Annotated in this window: 20 protein-coding genes and 3 pseudogenes; 18 read left to right on the forward strand and 5 right to left on the reverse strand. The window is 48.5% G+C overall.

Features of this window, described 5'->3' with window-relative positions; genetic code table 11:
• Positions 1–79: 79 nt before the first annotated feature.
• Positions 80–406 carry an FmdB family zinc ribbon protein gene (locus BN4_RS07570; RefSeq protein ID WP_015414788.1) on the reverse strand — a complete coding sequence of 109 codons (327 nt, stop codon included), beginning with the start codon at positions 404–406 and terminating at the stop codon, positions 80–82.
• Positions 407–736: 330 nt separating this feature from the next.
• On the opposite strand from BN4_RS07570, the gene BN4_RS07575 reads away from it, so the two are divergent.
• The 4 genes from BN4_RS07575 (at position 737) to BN4_RS07590 (ending at position 4,606) form a co-directional block, all read left to right on the forward strand.
• Complete coding sequence (locus BN4_RS07575; RefSeq protein ID WP_015414790.1) at positions 737–1,240, forward strand: hypothetical protein; 504 nt, start codon at positions 737–739, stop codon at positions 1,238–1,240.
• Positions 1,241–1,462: 222 nt separating this feature from the next.
• The gene (locus tag BN4_RS07580; RefSeq protein WP_015414791.1) at positions 1,463–1,735 is read left to right on the forward strand and encodes an acylphosphatase; all 273 of its coding nucleotides are present in this window, start codon (positions 1,463–1,465) and stop codon (positions 1,733–1,735) included.
• A 298-nt stretch (positions 1,736–2,033) separates the two neighbouring features.
• Positions 2,034–2,996, forward strand: coding sequence for a chemotaxis protein (locus BN4_RS07585; protein WP_015414792.1), 963 nt, complete (start codon positions 2,034–2,036; stop codon positions 2,994–2,996).
• A gap of 23 nt (positions 2,997–3,019) precedes the next feature.
• Entirely contained in the window at positions 3,020–4,606 is a 1,587-nt protein-coding gene (locus BN4_RS07590) for a DUF885 family protein (RefSeq protein WP_015414793.1), read from the forward strand.
• Positions 4,607–4,644: 38 nt separating this feature from the next.
• Here BN4_RS07590 and BN4_RS07595 read toward each other — a convergent pair whose 3' ends face one another.
• The 3 genes from BN4_RS07595 to BN4_RS17145 all read right to left on the reverse strand — a co-directional run bounded on the left by BN4_RS07595 (position 4,645) and on the right by BN4_RS17145 (position 9,812).
• Positions 4,645–6,393 carry an HD-GYP domain-containing protein gene (locus BN4_RS07595; RefSeq protein ID WP_015414794.1) on the reverse strand — a complete coding sequence of 583 codons (1,749 nt, stop codon included), beginning with the start codon at positions 6,391–6,393 and terminating at the stop codon, positions 4,645–4,647.
• Between the two features lie 21 nt (positions 6,394–6,414).
• Positions 6,415–6,795 carry a response regulator transcription factor gene (locus BN4_RS07600; protein WP_015414795.1) on the reverse strand — a complete coding sequence of 127 codons (381 nt, stop codon included), beginning with the start codon at positions 6,793–6,795 and terminating at the stop codon, positions 6,415–6,417.
• A 356-nt stretch (positions 6,796–7,151) separates the two neighbouring features.
• Positions 7,152–9,812, reverse strand: coding sequence for an ATP-binding protein (locus BN4_RS17145; protein ID WP_231856591.1), 2,661 nt, complete (start codon positions 9,810–9,812; stop codon positions 7,152–7,154).
• A gap of 296 nt (positions 9,813–10,108) precedes the next feature.
• On the opposite strand from BN4_RS17145, the gene BN4_RS07610 reads away from it, so the two are divergent.
• The 3 genes from BN4_RS07610 to BN4_RS07620 all read left to right on the forward strand — a co-directional run bounded on the left by BN4_RS07610 (position 10,109) and on the right by BN4_RS07620 (position 14,366).
• Positions 10,109–12,934 carry an SIS domain-containing protein gene (locus BN4_RS07610; RefSeq protein ID WP_015414797.1) on the forward strand — a complete coding sequence of 942 codons (2,826 nt, stop codon included), beginning with the start codon at positions 10,109–10,111 and terminating at the stop codon, positions 12,932–12,934.
• A 306-nt stretch (positions 12,935–13,240) separates the two neighbouring features.
• On the forward strand, positions 13,241–13,861 hold the full coding sequence (locus tag BN4_RS07615) for a TnsA endonuclease N-terminal domain-containing protein (RefSeq protein WP_231856592.1): 621 nt from the start codon (positions 13,241–13,243) through the stop codon (positions 13,859–13,861).
• Positions 13,845–14,366 carry a hypothetical protein gene (locus tag BN4_RS07620; RefSeq protein WP_015414799.1) on the forward strand — a complete coding sequence of 174 codons (522 nt, stop codon included), beginning with the start codon at positions 13,845–13,847 and terminating at the stop codon, positions 14,364–14,366. The genes BN4_RS07615 and BN4_RS07620 overlap by 17 nt, the downstream gene beginning before the upstream one ends.
• A 31-nt stretch (positions 14,367–14,397) precedes the next feature.
• Here the strand turns inward: BN4_RS07620 and BN4_RS17710 are convergent.
• Positions 14,398–15,563 (reverse strand): IS3 family transposase gene (locus BN4_RS17710; RefSeq protein WP_407635864.1). Its coding sequence is split into 2 segments (ribosomal slippage): positions 14,398–15,285 and positions 15,288–15,563, totalling 1,164 coding nucleotides; the frame shifts between segments, so codons are not numbered across the junction.
• 99 nt (positions 15,564–15,662) lie between these two features.
• Here BN4_RS17710 and BN4_RS18215 point away from each other — a divergent pair.
• The 11 genes and pseudogenes from BN4_RS18215 to BN4_RS07680 all read left to right on the forward strand — a co-directional run bounded on the left by BN4_RS18215 (position 15,663) and on the right by BN4_RS07680 (position 21,028).
• Entirely contained in the window at positions 15,663–15,797 is a 135-nt protein-coding gene (locus tag BN4_RS18215) for a hypothetical protein (protein WP_269450396.1), read from the forward strand.
• 71 nt (positions 15,798–15,868) lie between these two features.
• Entirely contained in the window at positions 15,869–16,177 is a 309-nt protein-coding gene (locus BN4_RS07640; protein WP_015414801.1) for a hypothetical protein, read from the forward strand.
• Positions 16,178–16,332: 155 nt separating this feature from the next.
• The gene (locus tag BN4_RS07645; RefSeq protein ID WP_015414802.1) at positions 16,333–16,704 is read left to right on the forward strand and encodes a hypothetical protein; all 372 of its coding nucleotides are present in this window, start codon (positions 16,333–16,335) and stop codon (positions 16,702–16,704) included.
• Between the two features lie 197 nt (positions 16,705–16,901).
• Positions 16,902–17,030 (forward strand): annotated as a pseudogene (locus BN4_RS18325) (hypothetical protein); the annotation flags it as partial.
• A 12-nt stretch (positions 17,031–17,042) separates the two neighbouring features.
• Complete coding sequence (locus BN4_RS17975) at positions 17,043–18,083, forward strand: VENN motif pre-toxin domain-containing protein (protein ID WP_051053245.1); 1,041 nt, start codon at positions 17,043–17,045, stop codon at positions 18,081–18,083.
• Positions 18,084–18,412: 329 nt separating this feature from the next.
• A pseudogene (locus BN4_RS18220) lies at positions 18,413–18,634 on the forward strand (DUF637 domain-containing protein); the annotation flags it as partial.
• A gap of 66 nt (positions 18,635–18,700) precedes the next feature.
• Positions 18,701–19,471 carry a VENN motif pre-toxin domain-containing protein gene (locus BN4_RS17980; RefSeq protein ID WP_269450399.1) on the forward strand — a complete coding sequence of 257 codons (771 nt, stop codon included), beginning with the start codon at positions 18,701–18,703 and terminating at the stop codon, positions 19,469–19,471.
• Between the two features lie 4 nt (positions 19,472–19,475).
• A complete protein-coding gene (locus BN4_RS07670; protein ID WP_015414807.1) occupies positions 19,476–19,715 on the forward strand; it encodes an Imm32 family immunity protein in 240 nt (79 codons plus the stop codon).
• An 86-nt stretch (positions 19,716–19,801) separates the two neighbouring features.
• Positions 19,802–20,023 (forward strand): annotated as a pseudogene (locus tag BN4_RS18330) (DUF637 domain-containing protein); the annotation flags it as partial.
• 66 nt (positions 20,024–20,089) lie between these two features.
• Positions 20,090–20,755, forward strand: a complete 666-nt coding sequence (locus BN4_RS18335; RefSeq protein ID WP_407635867.1) for a colicin D domain-containing protein — start codon at positions 20,090–20,092, stop codon at positions 20,753–20,755.
• Complete coding sequence (locus BN4_RS07680; protein WP_015414809.1) at positions 20,756–21,028, forward strand: colicin immunity domain-containing protein; 273 nt, start codon at positions 20,756–20,758, stop codon at positions 21,026–21,028.
• Positions 21,029–21,059: the final 31 nt, after the last annotated feature.

Raw genomic sequence — 21,059 nt, forward strand, 5'->3', positions numbered from 1 at the left:
CGCCTCTCTCTATGATTATGGTAGATGAATGATATGGAGCATAAAAAAAGGCAGCCGTGGCTGCCTTTTTCCGCGTCAGCTACGATGCGGAACCTGCGGAAGAAGTATCCGAGGAAGTTGCTTTGGCTGGAGCTGAATCAGCCCCGCCAGTGTCAGATTTTGCCGTGGAAGCCGTATCACCGGTTTTCACTGGTTCTGCGGCTTCTCCTGGTGTGGACCCGGATTTCTTTCCACCATACCCGTCAGCGTACCATCCGCCGCCTTTCAGGTGAAAAGAGGAATGGGAAATAAGCCGATTTGATGGACCGCCACATTCAGGGCACTCCATTTCTCGGTCTTCAAACCCGGACTGCCACTCCTCGAAAATGGACTGGCAGTTCGCGCATTGATATTCATAGATGGGCATAGGCCACCCCCGAATTCAACGAAAAGATTGTTATAAAAGAGCCTTAAGCCTTGGCGGCTTTGGCTTCCTTGATCGCGGCTTTAATGGCCTTCTTACGGCGCTGACGCTTACGATCCAATTCCTTCTTACGCTCATGCTTCTTGTGACGTGCCATGCTGGTCTCCTTAATATTATAGCCCAAGTCGGACTTTTCTTTCTTGCAAGCCGCACTTCTTAAACCAACTCACAACCCTTTGTCCAGCCCCAATAGGACCGTTTTTTCCTTGACTCAAAGCTGTAGGATGACCATATTCCCACTCCAAAGCCAATTATCGCCGGGAGGATACCATAATGATTAGAAGTGTCAGCATCAAAAGCGCTATCAAGGACACCCTGGAAATATTTCAGTTCGACCAATGGTTGAGATTTTATTTCGTGGTCCAAAAAGGGGAAGAACTCTGGATAGAGATTCCCGATGCCACACTGGCCTGGATCAAGGAACACCGCCCGGAGATGCACCGACTGGCAGACATGGTGAATAACGCGGTAATCGACTACCAGCGTTCACAGGATAATGTCTGCTCCTATGTGGCTGCCCGGCTGGATGGACAAAAATATGAGAAAACCGTGCTTCCACAGGTTTTCGACAATTCCACTTTCAAGGTTGAATTATATATATTCAATGTCTGGCTCAAGATGCATGAACAGCATCTCGACGAAGAACAACTGACCTTTGACGAATGGGTCGATATGTACGCGAACTGGAATGATCTGGACGAGGTCAAGGAATATCGTGCCAAACTCGTTGAGAACGGAACGGACCCCGGCATGCCCGAGTGCAGCACCGCCCAATAGCCGACCAGCCTCAGCAGAAAGCCCCCCGAAAGAAAATTATTTCGGGGGGCTTTCTGCTGAGTATCACTGAAAAAGCCTCTCGCTCTCACTCCCTTCAACTCTAGGAAATGACCGCCACACCAAGGCAAAGCCTGAATGACTCCCGGATTTTATAGTTGACACATCTTCACTAAAATCTGATTTTATCAAGAGCTTGTTGATAACTTATTCGGAGGTATTTCCATGAAAAGCTACACTTGCCTTGTTGAAGGCTCTGTCACAGGCGGTAATTTTCAATCCTGGGCTCTTGATGTTGCCCGGCAACTCGGGCTCAAAGGTTGGGTTCGCAATATAGGAGACCATCAGGCTGAAGTCCTGATTCAAAGTGAACAAGAAGCATTCGAACAGTTCCAGAAAAAACTGAAGGAAGAAGCACCGATCCCTGACCTCAAGAGCGTCTCCTGCAAAAGTATTGATTACGACAGGGTTTACGAAAAATTTGAAATTCGTGGATAAAAAAGGTCTCACGATTCCGGCAGCCGTGGAGCCAAAAAACTCTCCCGGCTGTCGTCTTTATAGACGCCTCCAGTCAGCTTTGAACGATGAGATGGAACAACCAAGCACCATCCATACGCAGCTCTCACCACTCTCCAAGTCATAATAAAAAAATACTCCAACCCGAACGACTCTTTCTGATATGTAAGATAGGTATTATTTTGGCACTGGTACGCTTGCAAGATCAGAACCCCTTAGTATATGAACAAGATTCCGGCTCTGCCGAATTTTCATGAGAACCCCATTGGAGACGTTGATCATGTCCGAAACCAATATTCTGCTCGAGTCCGGCACCAATGAACTCGAGATTGTTGAATTCTACCTTGATGAAAAAAGAAGCACCGGCGATTACCGGGGATTCTATGGCATCAACGTCGCCAAGGTACTGGAAATTTTACAAATGCCAACTCTAACAGATATGCCCGAGGTCTCTCATCCTTCGGTACTGGGAGCATTCAATCTCAGGGAGGAAATAATTCCTCTGATCGATCTTGCCGGATGGCTCAATAAAAGCCGAGTCGAAAAAGAAGCTCCCAAGGTCATCGTCACCGAATTCAATAGAACCAAATCGGCATTCCTCGTTTCAGGTGTCACCCGTATTCACCGTATCAACTGGAACGAGGTGGAAGCACCCACCGGATATGTCTCATCCCTGACGGTCAATTCCATCACCGGGGTGGTCAAATTCACCAATCGCATCATCTTCATTCTGGACATGGAAAAGATATGTGCCGACCTGAATCCTGACGCAATTCCTGTCCAGGAGCCAGCCGAAGCCATGAAGGAACAGATCAAACAGCGCAGGATAAAGGCTCTGGTCGCAGATGACTCAAGCATGGCCCGAAAGATGATCACGGGAATTCTCGAAAAAGCGGAATTTCATGTTCATGCTGTGGAAAATGGAGAACTTGCCTGGAACTATCTTCAGTCCTGCAAGCGCAAATCGCTGGACAAAGATATCCCCCTACAGAATATGGTGGACATCGTCGTTTCTGACATCGAAATGCCTTCGATGGACGGCCATACTCTGACACGCTACATCAAGGAAGACCCGTACTTAAAAGCACTGCCCGTCGTCTTGTGCTCTTCAATTATCACAGAAACATTGCACCACAAGGGTATTTCCGTTGGTGCTGATGATCAGGTCTCCAAAGCCGAACTCAATGAACTGGTTTCTCGTGTCTACAGCCTGATGCGGACACCACAGCCACAAGAAGCGTAACGCCGTTTACCGAGCCTCAAACAATGCAGACCAAATTAGTGGGGAAATACTTTTCCTACCTTGCCAAAAATTTCCCCGTGATGTGTACATCCGGGGTCTTCCAGCTCATGCCCCCTGTCTCGGATGCGGCAAAATATCTGGATAGCTACGATGACCTCTCAAGCAAGGGGATCGCAAAGCATGTCGATAAACTGAGGCGCTTTCAAAAAGAATTCACTGAAGCTACAGCAAGAGCGGGCACCGTTCAGGAACGATCTGTGGGCGAAGCCCTCTGTCTCAGCGTCTCGTGTGTCCTCGCAGAATTAGATATCATTCGAACATGGGAGAAATCCCCGGCCTTGTATCTCCAGGTTGCTTTCATAGGCCTTGAACAAGCCACAATCCTGCCAAGCAAAACAGAGCGTCTTCGCGAGAAGCGACTGACCAAACGCCTCAAGGCTGTCCCATCTTTCCTTGCACTGGCTCAAGCGAATATCGAATCAGTTTCCACGAGTGAGCGTGCACTTGCCCAGACCATGGTCCGGGACTGCGCCCGCTCTCTCTCTGCCCTTGGAGAAAGTGATCTCGGCAAGGTAGGGAAAAGACCTCGTATGCTTGCCGATTGCATGGTCGCACTCCGCGATTTTGATCGTTTTCTGGCAACCCAACAGGAAATCCCGGATCAGGAAGGCCCCTCCTTCGCCATCATGGCAGCAGAGGTTCTGGGGACAGGCAAAACTCCCCACCAAATTTATGAACTCGCCAAAGAGGAATTCTCCAAACGGCTTGAAATTCTACAAAAGATACAATCCGACACTGGCGTGGATTGGCAAACTGCGCTCGCCGAGTATGACGGTCCTGCTGAGAATGGCATGGAAGCGCAGGACATTGTTGTCCGCGAAATTCATCGACTCAGGGCTTTTGTCTTTGAGACAGCCCTGCCTTCGGTTTTTACCGACAGTTCATTGCGGATCGAGCCGCAACCGTTGCATCAAGCATCCACCCTTCGGCCCATTCACTATGCCCCGGCATTGGGTGCCTGGGCAGAGGAACCTTCCCGGTGCTATGTCAGTCCATTGATATTCACAGGACGAGGATTCAGAGACAACCCCACTCGACTCAAACGAATCAAGAGGGAGTTCGTGTTTATGGTCGCTCGCCAATCCTATCCGGGACGCCATCTCCTGGACAGTCAGCGACGGACCATGGGAGACTCTCCCCTGGCACAGATAACCAACCCGCTTTTCACACATGGCTGGCTCGCCTTTGCGGAAAACATGCTTGAGGAGTTAGGCTACCTGCAAACACAGCAAGACCGACTCGCCTACCATCGGAGAGCCTTGTCTCGGGCGGCCTCAGCCATGATCGACGCCGGGTTAGCCGTCGGCAAACTGGATCAGGAAGCATGCATGGCGATACTGAAAGACACCGGGTATTCCACCAAGGAAGCCCTTGAAAGGCTCAAGAGTATCCGGCTGTCGCCAGCCAGCCGTGTCATATCCACACTCGGACTGTACGAAATGACGAGCTTGTACAAAGATTCCGGGCTACCATTGGATGAATTTTGCAAGAAACTCTTTGCCAATGGTCAGATACCTTTTGTCTCTGCCAGAAGAATCATGCTTGGCTAGCACCAGCTGAAACACATTTCAGGCAAGGCAGCGCTTGGCTACATGCCGGAGAGAATTCCGATTTCTGAGAGGTGGGTTACGCGGGTGGATTTAACCCGCTCTGATAAAATTTCTATCTTTTCTATATTCTTGAGGAAAAAATTGACAAGTGGGGTGTCCAATTTACCCTGCTCCGCTTCAAAGCTGAGTATTTTCATGGCTTCGCTTCTGGTGGAGGCAGGTTTATAGTGGCGCTCCTGTGTGACAGCATCATAGATATCAACAATCGCCATCAGACGACTCTGAATCATAATATCGCTGCCCACGAGACCATCGGGATAGCCGGAGCCATCCATACGCTCATGGTGTTGACGAATGATCGTCAGCATATTGGAATATCCTTCCTGCATGGGAATATGCTGGAGAATGCGTTCGCTTTCAGCCGGATGCCGCTGAATTTCCTTGCGCTCATCAGGTGTGAGGTTCCCGTATTCGAGCAAAAGGGCTTCAAGCTCATCTTCGTACAAAAGAGGGTGTCGCTCATCACCAATCATCCAGTTCAATTTACCAAGCTCGCGGATGGCATCCAATTTTTCCTTCTCCGGTGCCATAGCCCGATTAACGGAACGCACAAGCTCATATGCCGCGAGCCAATCAAAATCCGATGTCTGCCCCAAAAGATGGAAACGAGCACGCAGGACATCCATACGGCGTTTGGGAAGGCGGGTCTTCTTGGTCAGAACATTTTCTTTGATACCGATCTTCCCGACATCATGCAGGATGCCCGCATAATATATTTCACGAAGCTCCAGATCCGCAAAGAAAATATCCCTGAAACCGATATTCTCACTCAAGCTGTAGGCAAAGGCCACAGCGAGCTGGGCAACCCGCTCTGAATGCCCTGCCGTAAAAGGATCACGGGAATCAATGGCTTCTGCCAGCGCCTGAAGAATCGCGTTCATGAGCGTTTGAATACCTTCGAAATTGAAGGCATTACTCACGGAAATCCCGGCAACAGACGCCAGCGTGGCGAGGCTTTTACGATGAGCGGCTTCAAAAAGCCCCTTGTTCTCCGAGGCCAAAGCAAGAACACCTTCAGTGCGATTGGGCGAAACAATGGGAATCAAGGCAATGGACCCCAGCCCGGAAATTTCCCCCTGCCATCGGCCATCGGCATCCAAATCGTTGACAATCTCTCCGCGATCCGAATCCACCACCTCGCGGAACAAGTCACTATCCACTAAGGCCTGAGGACTCAGACCAAATGGAAACCCGAACTCAACCGCCATTCGAAAACTTTTGCTACCAGGTTCTGACAGGAAGACGGCCCCGAACTCTCCGGGATAGTTTTCCCGGCGACATTCATTGATCAGCGAGCCGACCACATCGCGCATACGCAGAGAAGTATTGATTGTGGGGACAGAGCGATGGAGCAGGGCAAGCTCACGATATTTGGAAAGAGCTTCATCAGCGATGGACCGCCTGGCCCCTTCCATGTCGATACATTCCTGGATAGAATACTTGGCAAATCCCAATAATCGCTCATGGGTCTTTTTTTCTTCGGGGGAACATTCGATGGGTATCCGCATTCGCACCTGGCCGGTGTGCACGGAGTCGAATTTGATACGTTCGGTCAGGACGTTGGGTCGGTCTGCCTCGAATCCCCCCAGCCCATCACATCCCTCGGCTATCACGACCTCGCCTTCAAACGTAATGGCAAAACAACATTCCTTGCAGGAAACGGCAAGAGCCTTGCGCAACAAATTCCGGAGCACTGCCGGACGGATATACTTTTTAAGAGGCGTCATTCAGCGTGGATAATGTCCGGCTTACAGCTCCAATAGATCCTTGGAAACTTTCAGAATTTCATCAGGATCGAAAGGTTTGGTCATATACATCATGGCCCCGAGTTCAAGTCCCTGCTTCCGATCAACTTCCTGTCCCTTGGCAGTCAGGAGTATGATTTTCACATTTTTGAACTGCGGATCGTCCATAACGATCCTACAAACCTCATACCCGTTCATCTTCGGCATCATGATATCGAGAAAGACCAGATCAGGACGTTCACTCCGAATAAATGCCAGTCCTTCTTCACCGTCCGAAGCGGTGAACAACTCGACAGCATATTCATCCTCAAGCTCTTCAAGGGTCTGCTCGAGAAGCATTTTGATATGCACCTCGTCATCGACAATGAGGATTTTTTTGGGCATCACGTCACTCCTTGGAACCAGATAAAGTTTCGTACAGGCCAATGCCGACATGGTGACAGCGGCCATTCGTTATATGACACACAATAGTGCATCTCTGCAAATGTGACAACCCGATTATATTAGTTTTTCTCATCTGACACAGACAACACTCGCTTCCTGGGGAGACCTCAAAGCATCCTTTTCCCGGCCTTGCACACTCCCCATACCGAGCAAAGGCAAAATCTGCAAATATTTCCAGCCTTCCTCTCTGCTTATCTTATCTCAAAGTTTAAAACTACCCCTTTCCTATTGCTCTTCGAATGACACAAGCATTCCACAGAAGAAAAAACGGCAGGAAGAGCAAAGTTCACCACGGTTCAGGTCATGATTTCAGGAGCCTGAACACTCTCCACAGGCAAGAAAAGAACCTGTATACCCTGCCTATCACACAACCGTTTCAAATCCACCAGACCGGCAAGAGAATCCGGCACCATGACAGTGCCTTCAAAGCCCCTCTCAAGATACCGCCACAACTCCTCTTCCGAACACCGGGTCACACGTGTGCCACACAATTCGGGCATCAAGTAGCACTCAACATCATTTTCGGGAGTCAGCGCCAAAACAGGAAGAGTATACCCGGTCTTGCCCAGAAGACCGTTGACAGCGCACAGGAGAGACTTGCGGTCCACTGGTTTGAATAGGGTTGCATCACCACCTGACGTGTGGCAACCGGAAATGCCGGATATGACCAGAAGAGGGATATCTCCAAAATCCCGACTCTGACGGAGATGATCGATCAAGGTCCAGCCATCCATGCCCGGCATATCAAGATCCATGGTGATCAAGGCCGGTCTGCGTCGAAGGATGATATCCAGGGCTTGCTCCCCATCGCGAGCAGTCCGAACACCATATCCTTCCTTCTTGAGAAACAGGGAAAAGGAATCACAAAGAGACTCATCGTCATCCACGACCAGGATAAGCGGCGCATCGGGAGGTTCGGCTGGCGGCAGGACCATATGCATGGTCGTTCCTTTCCCCAAAGCCGACTCTGCCCAAATACGACCGTCATACCGTTCGACTATCTGGCGACAGATGGCCAGCCCCAGGCCGGTCCCAGCCGGTTTTTCAGTCAGGGTGTCCCCTTTATGTGCCTGGTGAAATTTATCAAAGATACGCGCAACACACTGTTTTTCAATCCCTTTGCCAGTGTCCTGGACCTGAACGCGAATCATTCCGGTTCCATCCACGAAGAGATCCACGGCAACTTCACCATAATCGGTAAATTTAGCAGCATTACTCAGAAGATTGATAAGTACCTGATGCAGTCTGTCCGGGTCACAGTGAACAAAAGGAACCGGGTCAAAACGCCTGATAACCAGCTTGACCTGGGGCTTGGGAGCAAAAAGTCCACTGGCGGAACTGACAGCGCGATTGAGTGCCCCCGCCATATCCACTTCGGTGAATCGCCAACTTTCCTTACCGGATTCAATACGGCTCAGATCAAGCACATCATTGATAAGTCTGGTCAGACGTTCGCCTTCACTTCCTATAATATCCAGATTGCCCTGAATGCGCAGTCCCAGTTTCAATGCTTTCTCTTCCAGGGCCAACGGCATGAAAGTACGCATGAAATCACGCTTGATAATTTTTGAAAAGCCAAGCAGTGACGTCAACGGAGTTCGCAATTCATGGGAGACCGAAGAAAGAAAAGCTGATTTGAGTTCATCCAATTCCCGTAAACGCTCATTGGCATGCTTGAGTTCCATGGCCTTTTCCACGAGAACTCTGGTACGGTTGCGGACCAATTCCTCCAAGTCGGAATTTATGGATGCCAGATTCTCGACCGTACGCTTTCTTTCCGTAATATCGCTCAAGATGACAACGGATTCACCTCGATTGGTCCGGTATGTCTTGATCAAAAACCACCGGCCATCGTTCATAGGTTCTTCCATCTGTGGAGTCTGCCCGCGATGAGCCTTCAAACGTCCCTGAACCCATTCGTTCTCTCGCCCCATGGCATTCACAAAGACCCCGCTCTCGGCATAGAAGCGAAGGACTTCCTCCAGAGGGGTGCCGGGATAAAGGCAATCCGTATTATTTCCTGCCATCTCATGAATACGCCTGTTGACCAACAACAGACGTTCCCGCTGATCGTATAATAGGAAGCCTTCTGAAATGGAATCTATGGCCTCAAACAACCGGTCACTGGCCATGGCCGCCTGCCCTTCCAGGTCATTGACCAGATTGGTTATCCGCGAAGCCATGGCATTGATCGACCGCGCAAGCTGGCCGAATTCGTCATCCCCCCGAACATGCGCACGGGCCTCAAGATTCCCCAGACTCAGTTCCGTGGCTGCATCACTCAGACGAATCACGCTCTTGGCGACTGTCCTGTTCAGCACCCACACAATGCTCGCCGCCATGAGAAGAGCAAAAAAGACAAAAAGACCGAGCACATATTTGACGACAACACTGGATTCAGCAATCTCTTCATGTGCATTGCGCGCTCCATCTGAAGCAGAAATGGCAAGCTGTCGGACCAGGGAAGTCAGGTGGAGATATTCCCCATCAAGATCACCCGTTTTGCGCTCAAAGGCATCCCCCCCCGCCCCACCAACAGTAGCCAATGAAACAAGCTGCTGAAAGTACTCATTATACTTCAGAAGAGAAGAGTGTAAATCCTCCAGCCGTCTACGGGATGCCTTCCTTTCATTCATCCCCTGAGAAAACTGCATCATGTCCTGAAGCCATATAATATTCCGCCCGGCTTCACCCACCCGTTCTTTAAATTCACCAGCATAAGCCGTGCGTGCGCCTTGAAAACCAAGATCATGGATACGTAACACGAAATCGCGCTCAGCCTGATGTGCAAGTTGCAGACGAGAATCAATTTCCAATGCCAACCGCTGCATCCGCATGGAATCGGCGACGATCTCCGCAGCTTTACCTTCCAGAATATCCAGGGCGATATACCCCGTGGTCGCCACAAAGAGGATGAGCGCAAGCATAGATCCCAATGCAACCGTGAATTTACACACGATACAGAGAGACCGCCATTTATTGTCTAGATATACGAATGGATTCATTGTAAAAATTGACCGGCGTTCAGAACCCTCCCGATCAGGAGACCTCACTTCGCCCAATACGCTCCCATAATTATACACTGCCCGCATCACAGCTTTGTGAGGCCATACCTTTCGGGCCTAGACCATTCTTATATGAATGTCCAGCCTCGCTACGGGACTTGCCAATGTGTTGCTTGTGAAGTAGTTCTGTACACCGCATCCGGCCAGCCGGAGCTTCAACAAAACAACACACCAGGAGTACGCACACCATGTGTGGCATCGCCAGTTTTCTCAGCAATCGCCAGTGGACAGCCACCCCGGACACAGGCTGGCTTGAAACCCTCGACACCGAGTTCAAAACAATTGTCGCGGGCAACGATATCCTGCAGGCCGCAACCCCCTTGGGAACCTTGGCCGAACATTTCTATGATCTGATGTCTTTCGGTTTGCACATGAGTCTGGTTGCTAACCCCGAGACCGGCTCTCGTCTGGAATCCATCCGTGATTCCATTCGTCAACTTCGCAATGCCGCAGCCGTCAAGCTAGAGCAGGGACCACGCACGGATGCACTCGAAAGCCTGCGGGAACAGCTTGATGACTATCTCTGGCAGATTGACAAGGAAGTACTGGCAAACAAGGACCGCACCCTGACCATCATGCCCGACGCTCTCGCAACGGATGCCGAAGTGCGTGATCGCCATTTTCTGGCTTGGGGCATTGAGCAAGTTCTCGAATCCATAGACAAGCTTGAAGTTCGGGGGCGGGACTCCGCAGGAATCGCAGTCGCGTTTATTCTGCCGGAAAACAAGAATCCGGAAACAGCACTTTCATGCGACCAGAAAACCGAGTTCTGCGACCGTTGCTCCATCCATAATGCTGACACTCGACAAGTGCTGGTTCGCACGTTGCCCGATGGCCGCACAGCGTGTCGCTTCCTCTACAAAGTGGCCCAGTTGGTTGGCCAACTTGGAGATAACGGAGCAGCTCTTCGTGAATTCATTGTCAAAGATGAGCTGTTGTGGTCCATGGCTGAAGGTCTGGAAACATTGAATATCATAGCCCACACACGCTGGGCTTCCAATGGCATCATCTCGGTCCCCAACTGCCACCCGGTGGACGGACTCGTCGAAGGCGATGTCTCCACCGGCCTTGAGAAAACCATGTTTGTTCTCAACGGCGATGTGGATAACTACCGCACACTGGTCGAAGAAACCGTGGTCTCCAAAGGTGCCTATATTCCACCTGCCATTTCCACAGACGCCAAGATTCTGCCCGTTCTTTTTCACCTTGACGCACCCAAGGACGAAAACGCTGAAGAGCGATTCCGCAACGTCCTCAAACGATGTGAAGGCTCCCTGGCTGTTGTCATGCAGAACCTCAATGATTTCGACTCCCAATTCCTTGCCCAAAAAGGATCTGGACAATCCTTTTATATCGGGAAAACGCAGGACGGCTGGCTTGTCGCCAGTGAAGCGTACGGAATGGCGGCCCGCGCCCGCTCCTCATTCCCCATGGCTGTCCACCGCCAGGGTGGCGTCTCCGTCATCCTGAGTGACAGCGACCCTGCGGACATGGTCCCTCAAGCCCGTTTCCTTCACTCCGGGGAATGTGTTCCACTCAAGGAAGAAAAAATTGAAATATTTTCACGCGATATATTTCGCGGTAAATACAATCATTACATTGAAAAGGAAGTGCACGAAGCATCAAGCTCTGTTCGCAACACCTTACACGGTAAATACCTTCGCCAAAATGGACACGTCACTTTCCTGCCCGAAGGTTTTGGCAATGGCCCGGCTCTCGTCAATCGATTCCGCAACGGAAAGACTCCGATTGCACGCATCATCTGTGTGGGGCAAGGCACTGCTGCCGTCGCGGCCATGGCCGTGGCATCGCTCCTGCGCCGGGCGCTGAAGGGGAGCGACATTTCCATTGAAGCCTACACAGGCTCCGAATTGGTCGGATTCATGGGTGATGAAAGTATGGATAATGTCTTTTTGATCCCGGTTTCCCAATCCGGTACCACCACTGATACCAACCGTGTCGTGGATCTCTGCCGTGATCGTGGAGCCTGGGTCAATTGCATTGTCAACCGCCGTAATTCTCCTTTGGTCCAAAAATCCGATTCCTATATTTACACCAGTAATGGGCGCGATGTGGAGATGGCCGTAGCCTCGACCAAGGCTTTCTACTCTCAGGTCGCTGCGGGCAAACTCCTTTCTCTCTGGTTGGCCGATGTACTCGGCACCATGGACACGGCCACTATTTCAGCAGATATGGATTCGCTGGAATCACTTCCCAATGCCATTGACAAAGTACTGGAAACCAAGGATGCCATTGGCGAGGTGGCCAAAAAATACGCCCCTGTCCATCGATACTGGGCATTGGTCGGAAACGGCGCCAACTGCATCGCCGCACAGGAAGTGCGCATCAAGCTCTCCGAACTTTGTTATAAATCCATTCCCTGTGATGTTACGGAAGACAAGAAACATATCGACCTGTCCACAGAGCCATTGACCCTTGTCATGGCGTCCGACCTGCCTGAAATGGTTGTCATGGATACGGTCAAGGAAACAACCATCTTCAAGGCACACAACGGATCGCCCATAGTCTTCTGCGCCGAGGATGAGACCCGTTTTGACGCAGTGGCTGAAGCGACTATCAAGGTTCCCCGAGTTGGGGGAGGGCTGGATTTTGTTCTGGAAACTGTCGCAGGTCACTGGTGGGGCATCATGGCTGCCAAGGCCATCGACGCCCATGCCGAGCCATTTCGCAATGCACGCATCCTGATAGCCGAGATGGTTGTGGACCCATCAAAATGGGACCGCACAGCCGTCCTTACTCAGCTGAATCAATGCGTGGACCGTATTGCCTCCGGCGCAACAGACTCGGCGCTGCCAGCCCGCGTAGCTTCCGGCTTGGCGAACTACATGCTCTGGCTGGTCAACCAATCCCAGGATATCTGCGTCACCGAAGCCAGACTTGCCGATATCCTTACCGTGCTCAACAAAGCGATCGAAGAAATGACCCGCCCCATCGACACCATCCGCCATCAAGCCAAGACCGTCACCGTAGGAATCAGCAGACCACAGGGGTAGTTTTTGTGTAGCGTGACAATATAGTTGTTAACGATACAATAAAGTTGTTAACAAAAGCCGTTTCTGGTAACTACAAAATGTAGAAAACTAGGAGCGGCTTTTATGTCCAAACGATATTCCCCATCCGACGAAAGATTTTAACGTTGGCGCAAGGAAGGTCGCGGTGCCGGCAGGCATGGCAACTATAAGCCTTGGTTGACTGTGTGGGATGTGCCTTCCCAAGGGCGTTCACATCGAATCTTCGGACACAAAGTACGCCGAACGCACCACCTTTTCTCCGACCTAGAGCTTGCTGTCTTCCTCCCTTTGGAATGGCAGCAAGACGTAACCGACATTCGGGAACAATTTCCGCTTCAACGAGAACTCACGATTGAAATCGCCGACCAATACGGCATTACACACCCTTCGGCCTCTGGCGTCCTTCAGTACATGACTTCAGACTTTCTCGTCGACACATCACGGTCAGACAAAATGCGCGTGGCGCTACAGGCTAAGTACTCCGATGAGCTTCAAAAGCCCCGAATGATAGAGAAGCTGGAATTAGAACGCAGGTATTGGGAGCAGAAAGGCGTCCACTGGCATCTGGTGACTGAAAAGGAAATTTCTTCTGTCGCACTTGAAAACATAAAGTGGCTTTACCCAGCTCAACGTGACGAAATCGAGGATGCTGATCTGAAGCATCGAGCGGATTTTTACAGTCACCACTTTGCCGAAAACAAAGAGTCTACATTAATCAATCTCGCTAAATCTCTTGAAGTAGCCTACGACCTTGCTCCCGGAGAATCTTTACGAGAAATCAGACAGCTACTATCTCAAAGAGTCTTTTCATTCGATATCAATATTGCTTTTCGTAAGCTTGCACCCAGGGATTTAGTCGCAGCTGAAGCCGTGACCTTAGAGGAGATGCTTCATGTTCAGAATCAATGAAGTGCTTAAGTATGAAGGCCGGTTGTTCCGAGTCCTCTCGTTGCTTGGTGAACAGTTGGTCTGGATTGACCTTGAAAGCCCTAAGCCCTTCCCTGCGCTCATTTTGAGAAATGATCTGATTCAATCAATTGAAGATGAAACCCTATTCCGGGCTGAAGACCCTCACTCCGAGCTTGCATTTAAAAATCCCAAACCAGGAAGTTCGGCACAAATCAAACGAGATACCAATTACGCATTTGTCCAGGAGACGCTTGATAAACTTGAGTACTTCGATCGCAAAGAATTAACTGCTCGCATCAATGAAGTTGTTTCGAGTGGCAAGGTGTCCAAGCCTCAATTGTACAAATTACTGAGGCGTTATTGGCAAAGGGGGCAAACGCCCAATGCCCTTCTTCCAGACTACAAACACTCTGGCGGCAAAGAAAAGAAACGCGTAGCGAACGGGAAAAAACTCGGGAGACCGCGCGAGTTTATGAGAAGTGGGTTCACTTTATCGGACCACTGAGCGGCGAATTTAAGGTGGACAGTTTTACGTGTTACGCCGCCTTGTGGGTCCATCCCAGAGGGGGTACCCCCTCTGGGATGGGACCGCTTTGATATATCTCCATCGGCTTGCGTCCGTCAAAGGTCTTATGAGGACGCCGATTATTGTAGAAGTTAAACCACCAGGCCAAGGCACTCCGCAGCTCACTTCCTGTCTCCAGTTCCCGCAAGTAGACACATTCGTATTTCAAAGACTTCCAGAGTCGTTCGATCATGACGTTATCCATCCAGCGTCCTCGGCCATCCATTGAAATGCGGATGCCAGCATCCCGCAGAGTCTTTGTGAATTCATAGCTGGTGAACTGGCTCCCCTGGTCTGTGTTGAATATCTCAGGTTCTCCATAACGGTTGATCGCATCCTCCAAAGCTACGACACAAAAGTCGGCCTCCATCGTATTCGACAAACGCCACGACAATACTGCCCGGCTATGCCAATCCATGATTGCCACGAGATACAAGAAGCCTCGTTTCATCGGAATGTAAGTAATGTCGGTACACCAAACTTGATTTGGCTTTGTGATCTTCATGTTCCGCAACAAATACGGATATATTTTGTGCTGTGGATGAGGATCACTCGTCCTCGGTTTTTGGTAAATCGCCATCAAGCCCATCTTGCGCATAAGTCGTCTCACACGACCACGGCCAACCAGATGCCCTTCATCCCGCAGAATGTTGCGCATCTGGCGTGAGCCGAAAAATGGTAGCTCCATGAACAACTCGTCGATGCGTTTCATCAACTCCAAGTTATACGATGATTCGCCAATCGGCTGATAATAGTATGTTGAGCGTTGCAGTTTGAGGATTCTGCATTGTCGCCGGACGCTGAGTTGTGGATGCTCTTTGTCGACGACTTCACGCCTTCGCTCGCAGCTCAGATTTTGGCGAAGGCTTGTTGCAAAAAATCCTTCTCGATCAGAAGTTGGCCGATCTTAGCGTGCAGATCCTTGATATGTGCATCGTCCATTTGCTGGCTCTTCTCTGCCTTGCCAGAAAATGACGCGACAATACCTTCTTTGGCTTGTCGTTTCCACGTGGATATCTGGTTGGTGTGAACTCCATACTTGCTGGCCAGCTCGGAAAGTGTGTGCTCGCCAGACAAAGCGTCGAGGGCTACACGGGCTTTGAATTCAGCAGTAAATCTTCTTCTCTTCTTGGACATCGAAAAGCCTCCTTCGGCTATCATATGTCCACCTTATACTGTGGTCCAGTTTCTTAGACCCACTTCTCTCATATAGTTAAAAGACATATGAAGGAGTTTTTGGGAAAAGGTATTTCTAAAAATGAAATTCCTGATTTTCTTCAACAAGCCTTAGCAAAGAATAATGTGATTGGTTTTCAGGGCAAAGGAAAAGGTAGACCTATTTACGAGTTTGTCTATAAAGGTAAAAAATAGCGTATTGCGATTACTATTGGAGGTAATGGCTATATAGTTGGTGCTAACTTTAGAAGTAGTAGGTGATTAATATGTTGGAAAGAATGAGACTTGCGTTGGAATATTATTGCTCACCCATTTGGATAATTGATGATGATGGGAGTTCCGACACTATAGCTGTTGAAGATATGGATATAAGTGATTCTCTTAAGAAAGATATCATTACTTGGGATAATCTTTATCAGGCCACTTTTGATGCTGAATATCCTCCAGATTCTGGATTTTCTTCAAAGGAGGCCGATGATTTATTGAAAAAATCATTTAGACTAGAAGGAAAAGCATTGTTTTTGAGGCTTAAAGAAGAGTTAAAAGGTAAGTATATATTTGAATATATGGCATGATTTCTTGTGTGATAAGAATTATCGCCTATCTTGTCTGGTGTGTAACGATGGTAAGACCATTAGTGAAGAGTGGCTTCTGTCTCGTTATTTCTCAAGGGAGAGGGGGTATTATCAACTAATCTGCCAATCCCAAGTAAGTACTAGGCAAAGGACATATGATAAACGATACAACATTACTCCAATGGTTAAACTTACTGAATTTGTCTCCTGATTTTGTAATCAGACATGGTAATGAAAATGAAAGTTCAACAACAACAGCAATCCCTCTTGTTCCAAAGGATGACGGTGATTACTGGATCGCTGGAGTAACCATACTTGCTAACGGTGATCGGCTAGACTCTGTTTTTATTGTTGATACGAATTCTGGAGGAGAGCTTTCCAGCGTGTACTGGAAGATTGATAACAAATGGTGGGACTTTTTTGAACGCCCTGCCGTTTTCGCAGCATTGTCATTAAACGAGAAAGACGTATTTCCTTTTGATTGGCAGTTTTCAGTGCCTTTGGAAGAAGATATCTTTCATGACTAGTACTTAGATTTAGAAAGCAACCGATTCATCAGACCGCTTGCTTTCTACCAATCTATTTAATTTTTTTCATCGACCCTCTTACCACCTTAAAGACGGCCCGCCTCAGCGGGCCGTCTTTCGTTTTTTGACATAACCCCAACTCCTCGACCTCCACCACTGTAAACACCGTCATCAACGGCGGCGATCTCGGCGAAAATCTGGTGGGGAGCCTCCACTCTTCCGCAGTGGGCGTGCTTGGCAAGCACGCAGCCATGAAGATTGGTGAGGCGTATGACGGCGGCAATGGAGATATTGATTACGTCACTCATAAAATCGCTCATGCCGCTCTTGGCGGGACCATGGCTGCGGCAACAGGGGGAGATATCGCCTCTGGTGCCATTGGCGGTGTCGTTGGGGAAGTTTTTGCTGAAGAATTTAGAAGTGAGTTGGAAGATGCCATACGAATGGGTGAAGTCGAACCAGATCAGGTTCAACGATGGGGCGATGCAGGTGTTGACATGTCGGCTCTTGTTGCAGGTTTGGCTGCGGCAGCTGCCGGTGGTGATGTAAACACTGCATCTGAAACTGGAGCAAATGCCGCCGAAAATAATGCCCTTTGTGGTGGATTCTGCATAGCTGCACTTGCTGCAGCTATATGGGTGTTAGCATCAGGAGAAGGAGATCCTATAGAAGGCTTGGAAGAAATTGGCGATGGAACTGATCCGCTTAGTCAAGCCATTGCAACTGGCACTAAGGAAGCTGTGAATTTTTCAAGGAAGGAGCTCCCAAAAGAAACGGACGCAGTTATAGATGTTTTGGGGAAAGCTGGTGAAAATATTGATGCAATAGTCACTTATGTAGATGAAGCAACCGGTAAAGAAGTAAGTAGTCGTTGGAATAAGCTTCCTGAGCGAACTCGAAAGAGGCTCAAGGGTGGAGCAAAGGTTGTTTCAGTCTTGATTCCTGGTAAGGTTGTTACAAAACTTATAAATAATAAAGCAATTAAGCCAATCGTTAAATTAGGGCAGAAACTGAAGGGGAAAAAATACACTCCTCTTGACAAAGGGCCTCTTAATACTGAAATAGCAAAAACATTTAGAAGTGCAACTTATACTGAGAAAATTACAACCAAACCTACCACCTTGTATCGAGTGATAAGTGATAATGGAAATCCTGCTGGAGGGTATTGGACTCGTATTAAACCTAAAGGACCATTACAATCTGTAGTTGATTCAGCTCTTGATCAAAACTGGGGAAATACTGCCACGAGAGTTGTGAAAGCGGTTATTCCAAGAGGGACGACTATATACGAAGGCTTTGCTGCTTCACAACGCGGATTAGTTGGTGGTGGTAATCAAGTGTTCATAAAGTCTGTGAACCCCAAATGGATCACAAAGTAACTGAGGCTAACATGTGGGAAGAGATACATGGGTTTATTAGCCCAAGCGAATATAAACGTTTTTTGCAGTTCATTCATGATCAAGTTGTCCTGGGGCGTGTCGTAGAAATAGTTGTAGATCCAGATTACTGTGAAGGGATGATTTGTGGAGGAAGATGGTTTCAAGACCCTTCTTCGGGAGAGGTTTGGAGGCTTATAGAGCCTGACTTTCCGTTTAAAGGGTTATGGGAAAGAGTAAATTGTAGTGACTTGTAGGTATAATATGATTGGCACGGCCCGCTTCTGCGGGCCGTTTTTCGTTCTTTGACATAACATACCTCCACCACCTCCGCCACTGTAAACACCGTCATCAACGGCGGCGATTTCGGCGACAATCTGGTGGGGAGCCTGCATAGTTCCGCAGTGGGCGTGCTCGGCAAGCACGCGGCTATGAAGATTGGTGAGGCGTATGACGGCGGCAATGGAGATATTGATTACGTCACTCATAAAATAGCGCATTTAGCTTTGGGAGGAGCTATTGCGGCAGCTAGTGGCGATGACATTGCTGCAGGTGCCATTGGTGGGATGATTGGGGAAATCACCGCCGAGGCATTCCTTACTGATCGTATCCAATCAGGCATGACCGAGGAAGATATTGATAAGCTTGAAGCTGTCGGCGTAGACTTTTCGAAGTTGGCGGCTGGATTGGCGGCAGCTGTGGCAGGAGCCGACGTTGATACTGCCGCAGGAACAGCAGAGAACGCCGCTCAAAATAACGCTGTCGATACTTTCTTTGACGCACTCTTTGTTCTGGCGGATGCAGGGAAGATCGCTTGGGGTTGGTATACGGACGATGACGGACTTCTTCAAGAAGGTATCATTGACCTCACTGCTGATAGTGCAGCCCTTCTTATACCATGCGTTCCCGCAGGATCAACCAGAGTCGCTCGTATATTCCAGAAAGCAGCTAGTAAAACAGATGATGTTGTTGATGCAGCAAAAGCTATTGATAATGCAGGAGATGCTGCGAAAGTTGTCGATAATGTCGCTGATGCTGGTAAAATTGGCGAAAATGTATCAGGCGGTGTCAAACATAGTGACAAATATGCTCATGTTGGTAAAAGGCTTGATGAGAATGCAGCAAGACAATTTGATAACAAAACCATTAAAACTGATGATGCTCTTGATTTAGCACAAGATTTTCTTGGCTCAGGGTATAAAGACATGGGTGGTGGACGATTTTTATCTAAAGATGGTACTCGACAAGTACGAATGGGAGATGCTGACATTACAGGTCAACATGCAGGAGGAAACCATATGAATTTTGAAATATTAACTCCTAACCCTAAAAAACTTGGTAAAATGATGATTAAGAAAAAAGACAATCTTCATATCTTTTTGAAGGATTAAATTCATGAAGTATACCCTTGACATATCAGATGATAATTTTTGGGAAGTTGGGGCCGAAATAGAAGTTCAAATTGGAGATGACTTTGAGGCAGTCATCAAAGCTAATGCAAAAGGATTTATTTCCCTTGCGAGACTTTGCTTGCAGTTCTCTTTGGATGATGTTCGGGCGCATGACCATTTACATCTCGACGTAAATACTGGCCTTGAAGAAGGTTCTACAGAATTAATTATTGAAAGAACTTAATACACAAATACCAGATGAGTAATTTGCACGGCCCGCCTCAGCGGGCCGTTTTTCGTTCTTTGACATAACGTACCTCCACCACCTCGGCCACGGTAAACACCGTCATCAACGGCGGCGATTTTGGCGACAATCTGGTGGGGAGCCTCCACTCTTCCGCAGTGGGCGTGCTCGGCAAGCACGCGGCCATGAAGATTGGTGAGGCGTATGACGGCGGCAATGGGGATATTGATTACGTCACTCATAAAATAGCGCATTTAGCTTTGGGAGGAGCTATTGCGGCAGCTAGTGGCGATGACATTGCTGCAGGTGCCATTGGTGGGATGATTGGGGAAATCACCGCCGAGGCATTCCTTACTGATCGTATCCAATCAGGCATGACCGAGGAAGATATTGATAAGCTTGAAGCTGTCGGCGTAGACTTTTCGAAGTTGGCGGCTGGATTGGCGGCAGCTGTGGCAGGAGCCGACGTTGATACTGCCGCAGGAACAGCAGAGAACGCCGCTCAAAATAACGCTGTCGATACTTTCTTTGACGCACTTTTTGTTCTGGCGGATGCAGGGAAGATCACTTGGGGCTATATCATCGATGACGATGGGATGGTTAATGAAGGGTTGATTGATCTTAGTGCAGACAGTGCCGCTATGCTCATACCATTTGTGCCAGCAGGAACAACTAGAATTGCGAGAATATTCCAAAAAGCTGCAAGTAAATCTGATGATGTTATTGATATCGCTAAGCGATCAGTTACTTATTCAGAGAAGCAGTTAAAGCGTAAATTTAAACACGCTGGAGATTTTGGTATTGAAGGAAAAAATTACAATCCTTCAAAAGGTGAAAGATTTAGAAAAGCTATTGACGATCATGTCCGTAATACAGAAACTGTTGAAATAAAAGGAACCTATAGAGGTCAAGATGTGGTTCATTACGTTAACCCCAAAACAGGTAATAATGTTATTAAAAAGCCGGATGGGGAGTTCATTAGTGGGTGGAAATTAAAACCTGACCAGCTAAAAAATGTTTTGACCAGAGGTAAACTTTAAATGGATACTACGAATATATATATTAATTTAATAGATGATTTCTTACATTATAGAATTACGGCTTCAGAGTTCGAAATGTCATTTATCAGACAACGGCGTCAAGATCTTAATGATAAAAACAATTATAATAATGCATTAGAAGAATTGTTCTTTGATATTGATGCATTCTGCTCTGATCCAGAGTTGATAGAAGAAGAAGATTTAACGGAAGAGGAGCTGCGGAGAAGCTGCATGCGAACTCTTTCTGATTTAAAGTCAGACGGAAAAGGATAGTCGCAAGGTCGCGAAAAGATATAAAAATAAT

Origin of the sequence: Pseudodesulfovibrio piezophilus C1TLV30, from assembly GCF_000341895.1 — a bacterium.
Lineage (GTDB): Bacteria > Desulfobacterota > Desulfovibrionia > Desulfovibrionales > Desulfovibrionaceae > Pseudodesulfovibrio > Pseudodesulfovibrio piezophilus.

What these genes read in the sequence shown, in the direction of transcription:
- BN4_RS07570 (WP_015414788.1), bottom strand. Translation starts at nt 406, where the DNA reads ATGCCCATCTATGAATATCAATGCGCGAACTGCCAGTCCATTTTCGAG.
- BN4_RS07575 (WP_015414790.1), top strand. Translation starts at nt 737, where the DNA reads ATGATTAGAAGTGTCAGCATCAAAAGCGCTATCAAGGACACCCTGGAA.
- BN4_RS07580 (WP_015414791.1), top strand. Translation starts at nt 1,463, where the DNA reads ATGAAAAGCTACACTTGCCTTGTTGAAGGCTCTGTCACAGGCGGTAAT.
- BN4_RS07585 (WP_015414792.1), top strand. Translation starts at nt 2,034, where the DNA reads ATGTCCGAAACCAATATTCTGCTCGAGTCCGGCACCAATGAACTCGAG.
- BN4_RS07590 (WP_015414793.1), top strand. Translation starts at nt 3,020, where the DNA reads ATGCAGACCAAATTAGTGGGGAAATACTTTTCCTACCTTGCCAAAAAT.
- BN4_RS07595 (WP_015414794.1), bottom strand. Translation starts at nt 6,393, where the DNA reads ATGACGCCTCTTAAAAAGTATATCCGTCCGGCAGTGCTCCGGAATTTG.
- BN4_RS07600 (WP_015414795.1), bottom strand. Translation starts at nt 6,795, where the DNA reads ATGCCCAAAAAAATCCTCATTGTCGATGACGAGGTGCATATCAAAATG.
- BN4_RS07610 (WP_015414797.1), top strand. Translation starts at nt 10,109, where the DNA reads ATGTGTGGCATCGCCAGTTTTCTCAGCAATCGCCAGTGGACAGCCACC.
- BN4_RS07620 (WP_015414799.1), top strand. Translation starts at nt 13,845, where the DNA reads ATGTTCAGAATCAATGAAGTGCTTAAGTATGAAGGCCGGTTGTTCCGA.
- BN4_RS07640 (WP_015414801.1), top strand. Translation starts at nt 15,869, where the DNA reads ATGTTGGAAAGAATGAGACTTGCGTTGGAATATTATTGCTCACCCATT.
- BN4_RS07645 (WP_015414802.1), top strand. Translation starts at nt 16,333, where the DNA reads ATGATAAACGATACAACATTACTCCAATGGTTAAACTTACTGAATTTG.
- BN4_RS17975 (WP_051053245.1), top strand. Translation starts at nt 17,043, where the DNA reads ATGGCTGCGGCAACAGGGGGAGATATCGCCTCTGGTGCCATTGGCGGT.
- BN4_RS17980 (WP_269450399.1), top strand. Translation starts at nt 18,701, where the DNA reads ATGACCGAGGAAGATATTGATAAGCTTGAAGCTGTCGGCGTAGACTTT.
- BN4_RS07670 (WP_015414807.1), top strand. Translation starts at nt 19,476, where the DNA reads ATGAAGTATACCCTTGACATATCAGATGATAATTTTTGGGAAGTTGGG.
- BN4_RS18335 (WP_407635867.1), top strand. Translation starts at nt 20,090, where the DNA reads ATGACCGAGGAAGATATTGATAAGCTTGAAGCTGTCGGCGTAGACTTT.
- BN4_RS07680 (WP_015414809.1), top strand. Translation starts at nt 20,756, where the DNA reads ATGGATACTACGAATATATATATTAATTTAATAGATGATTTCTTACAT.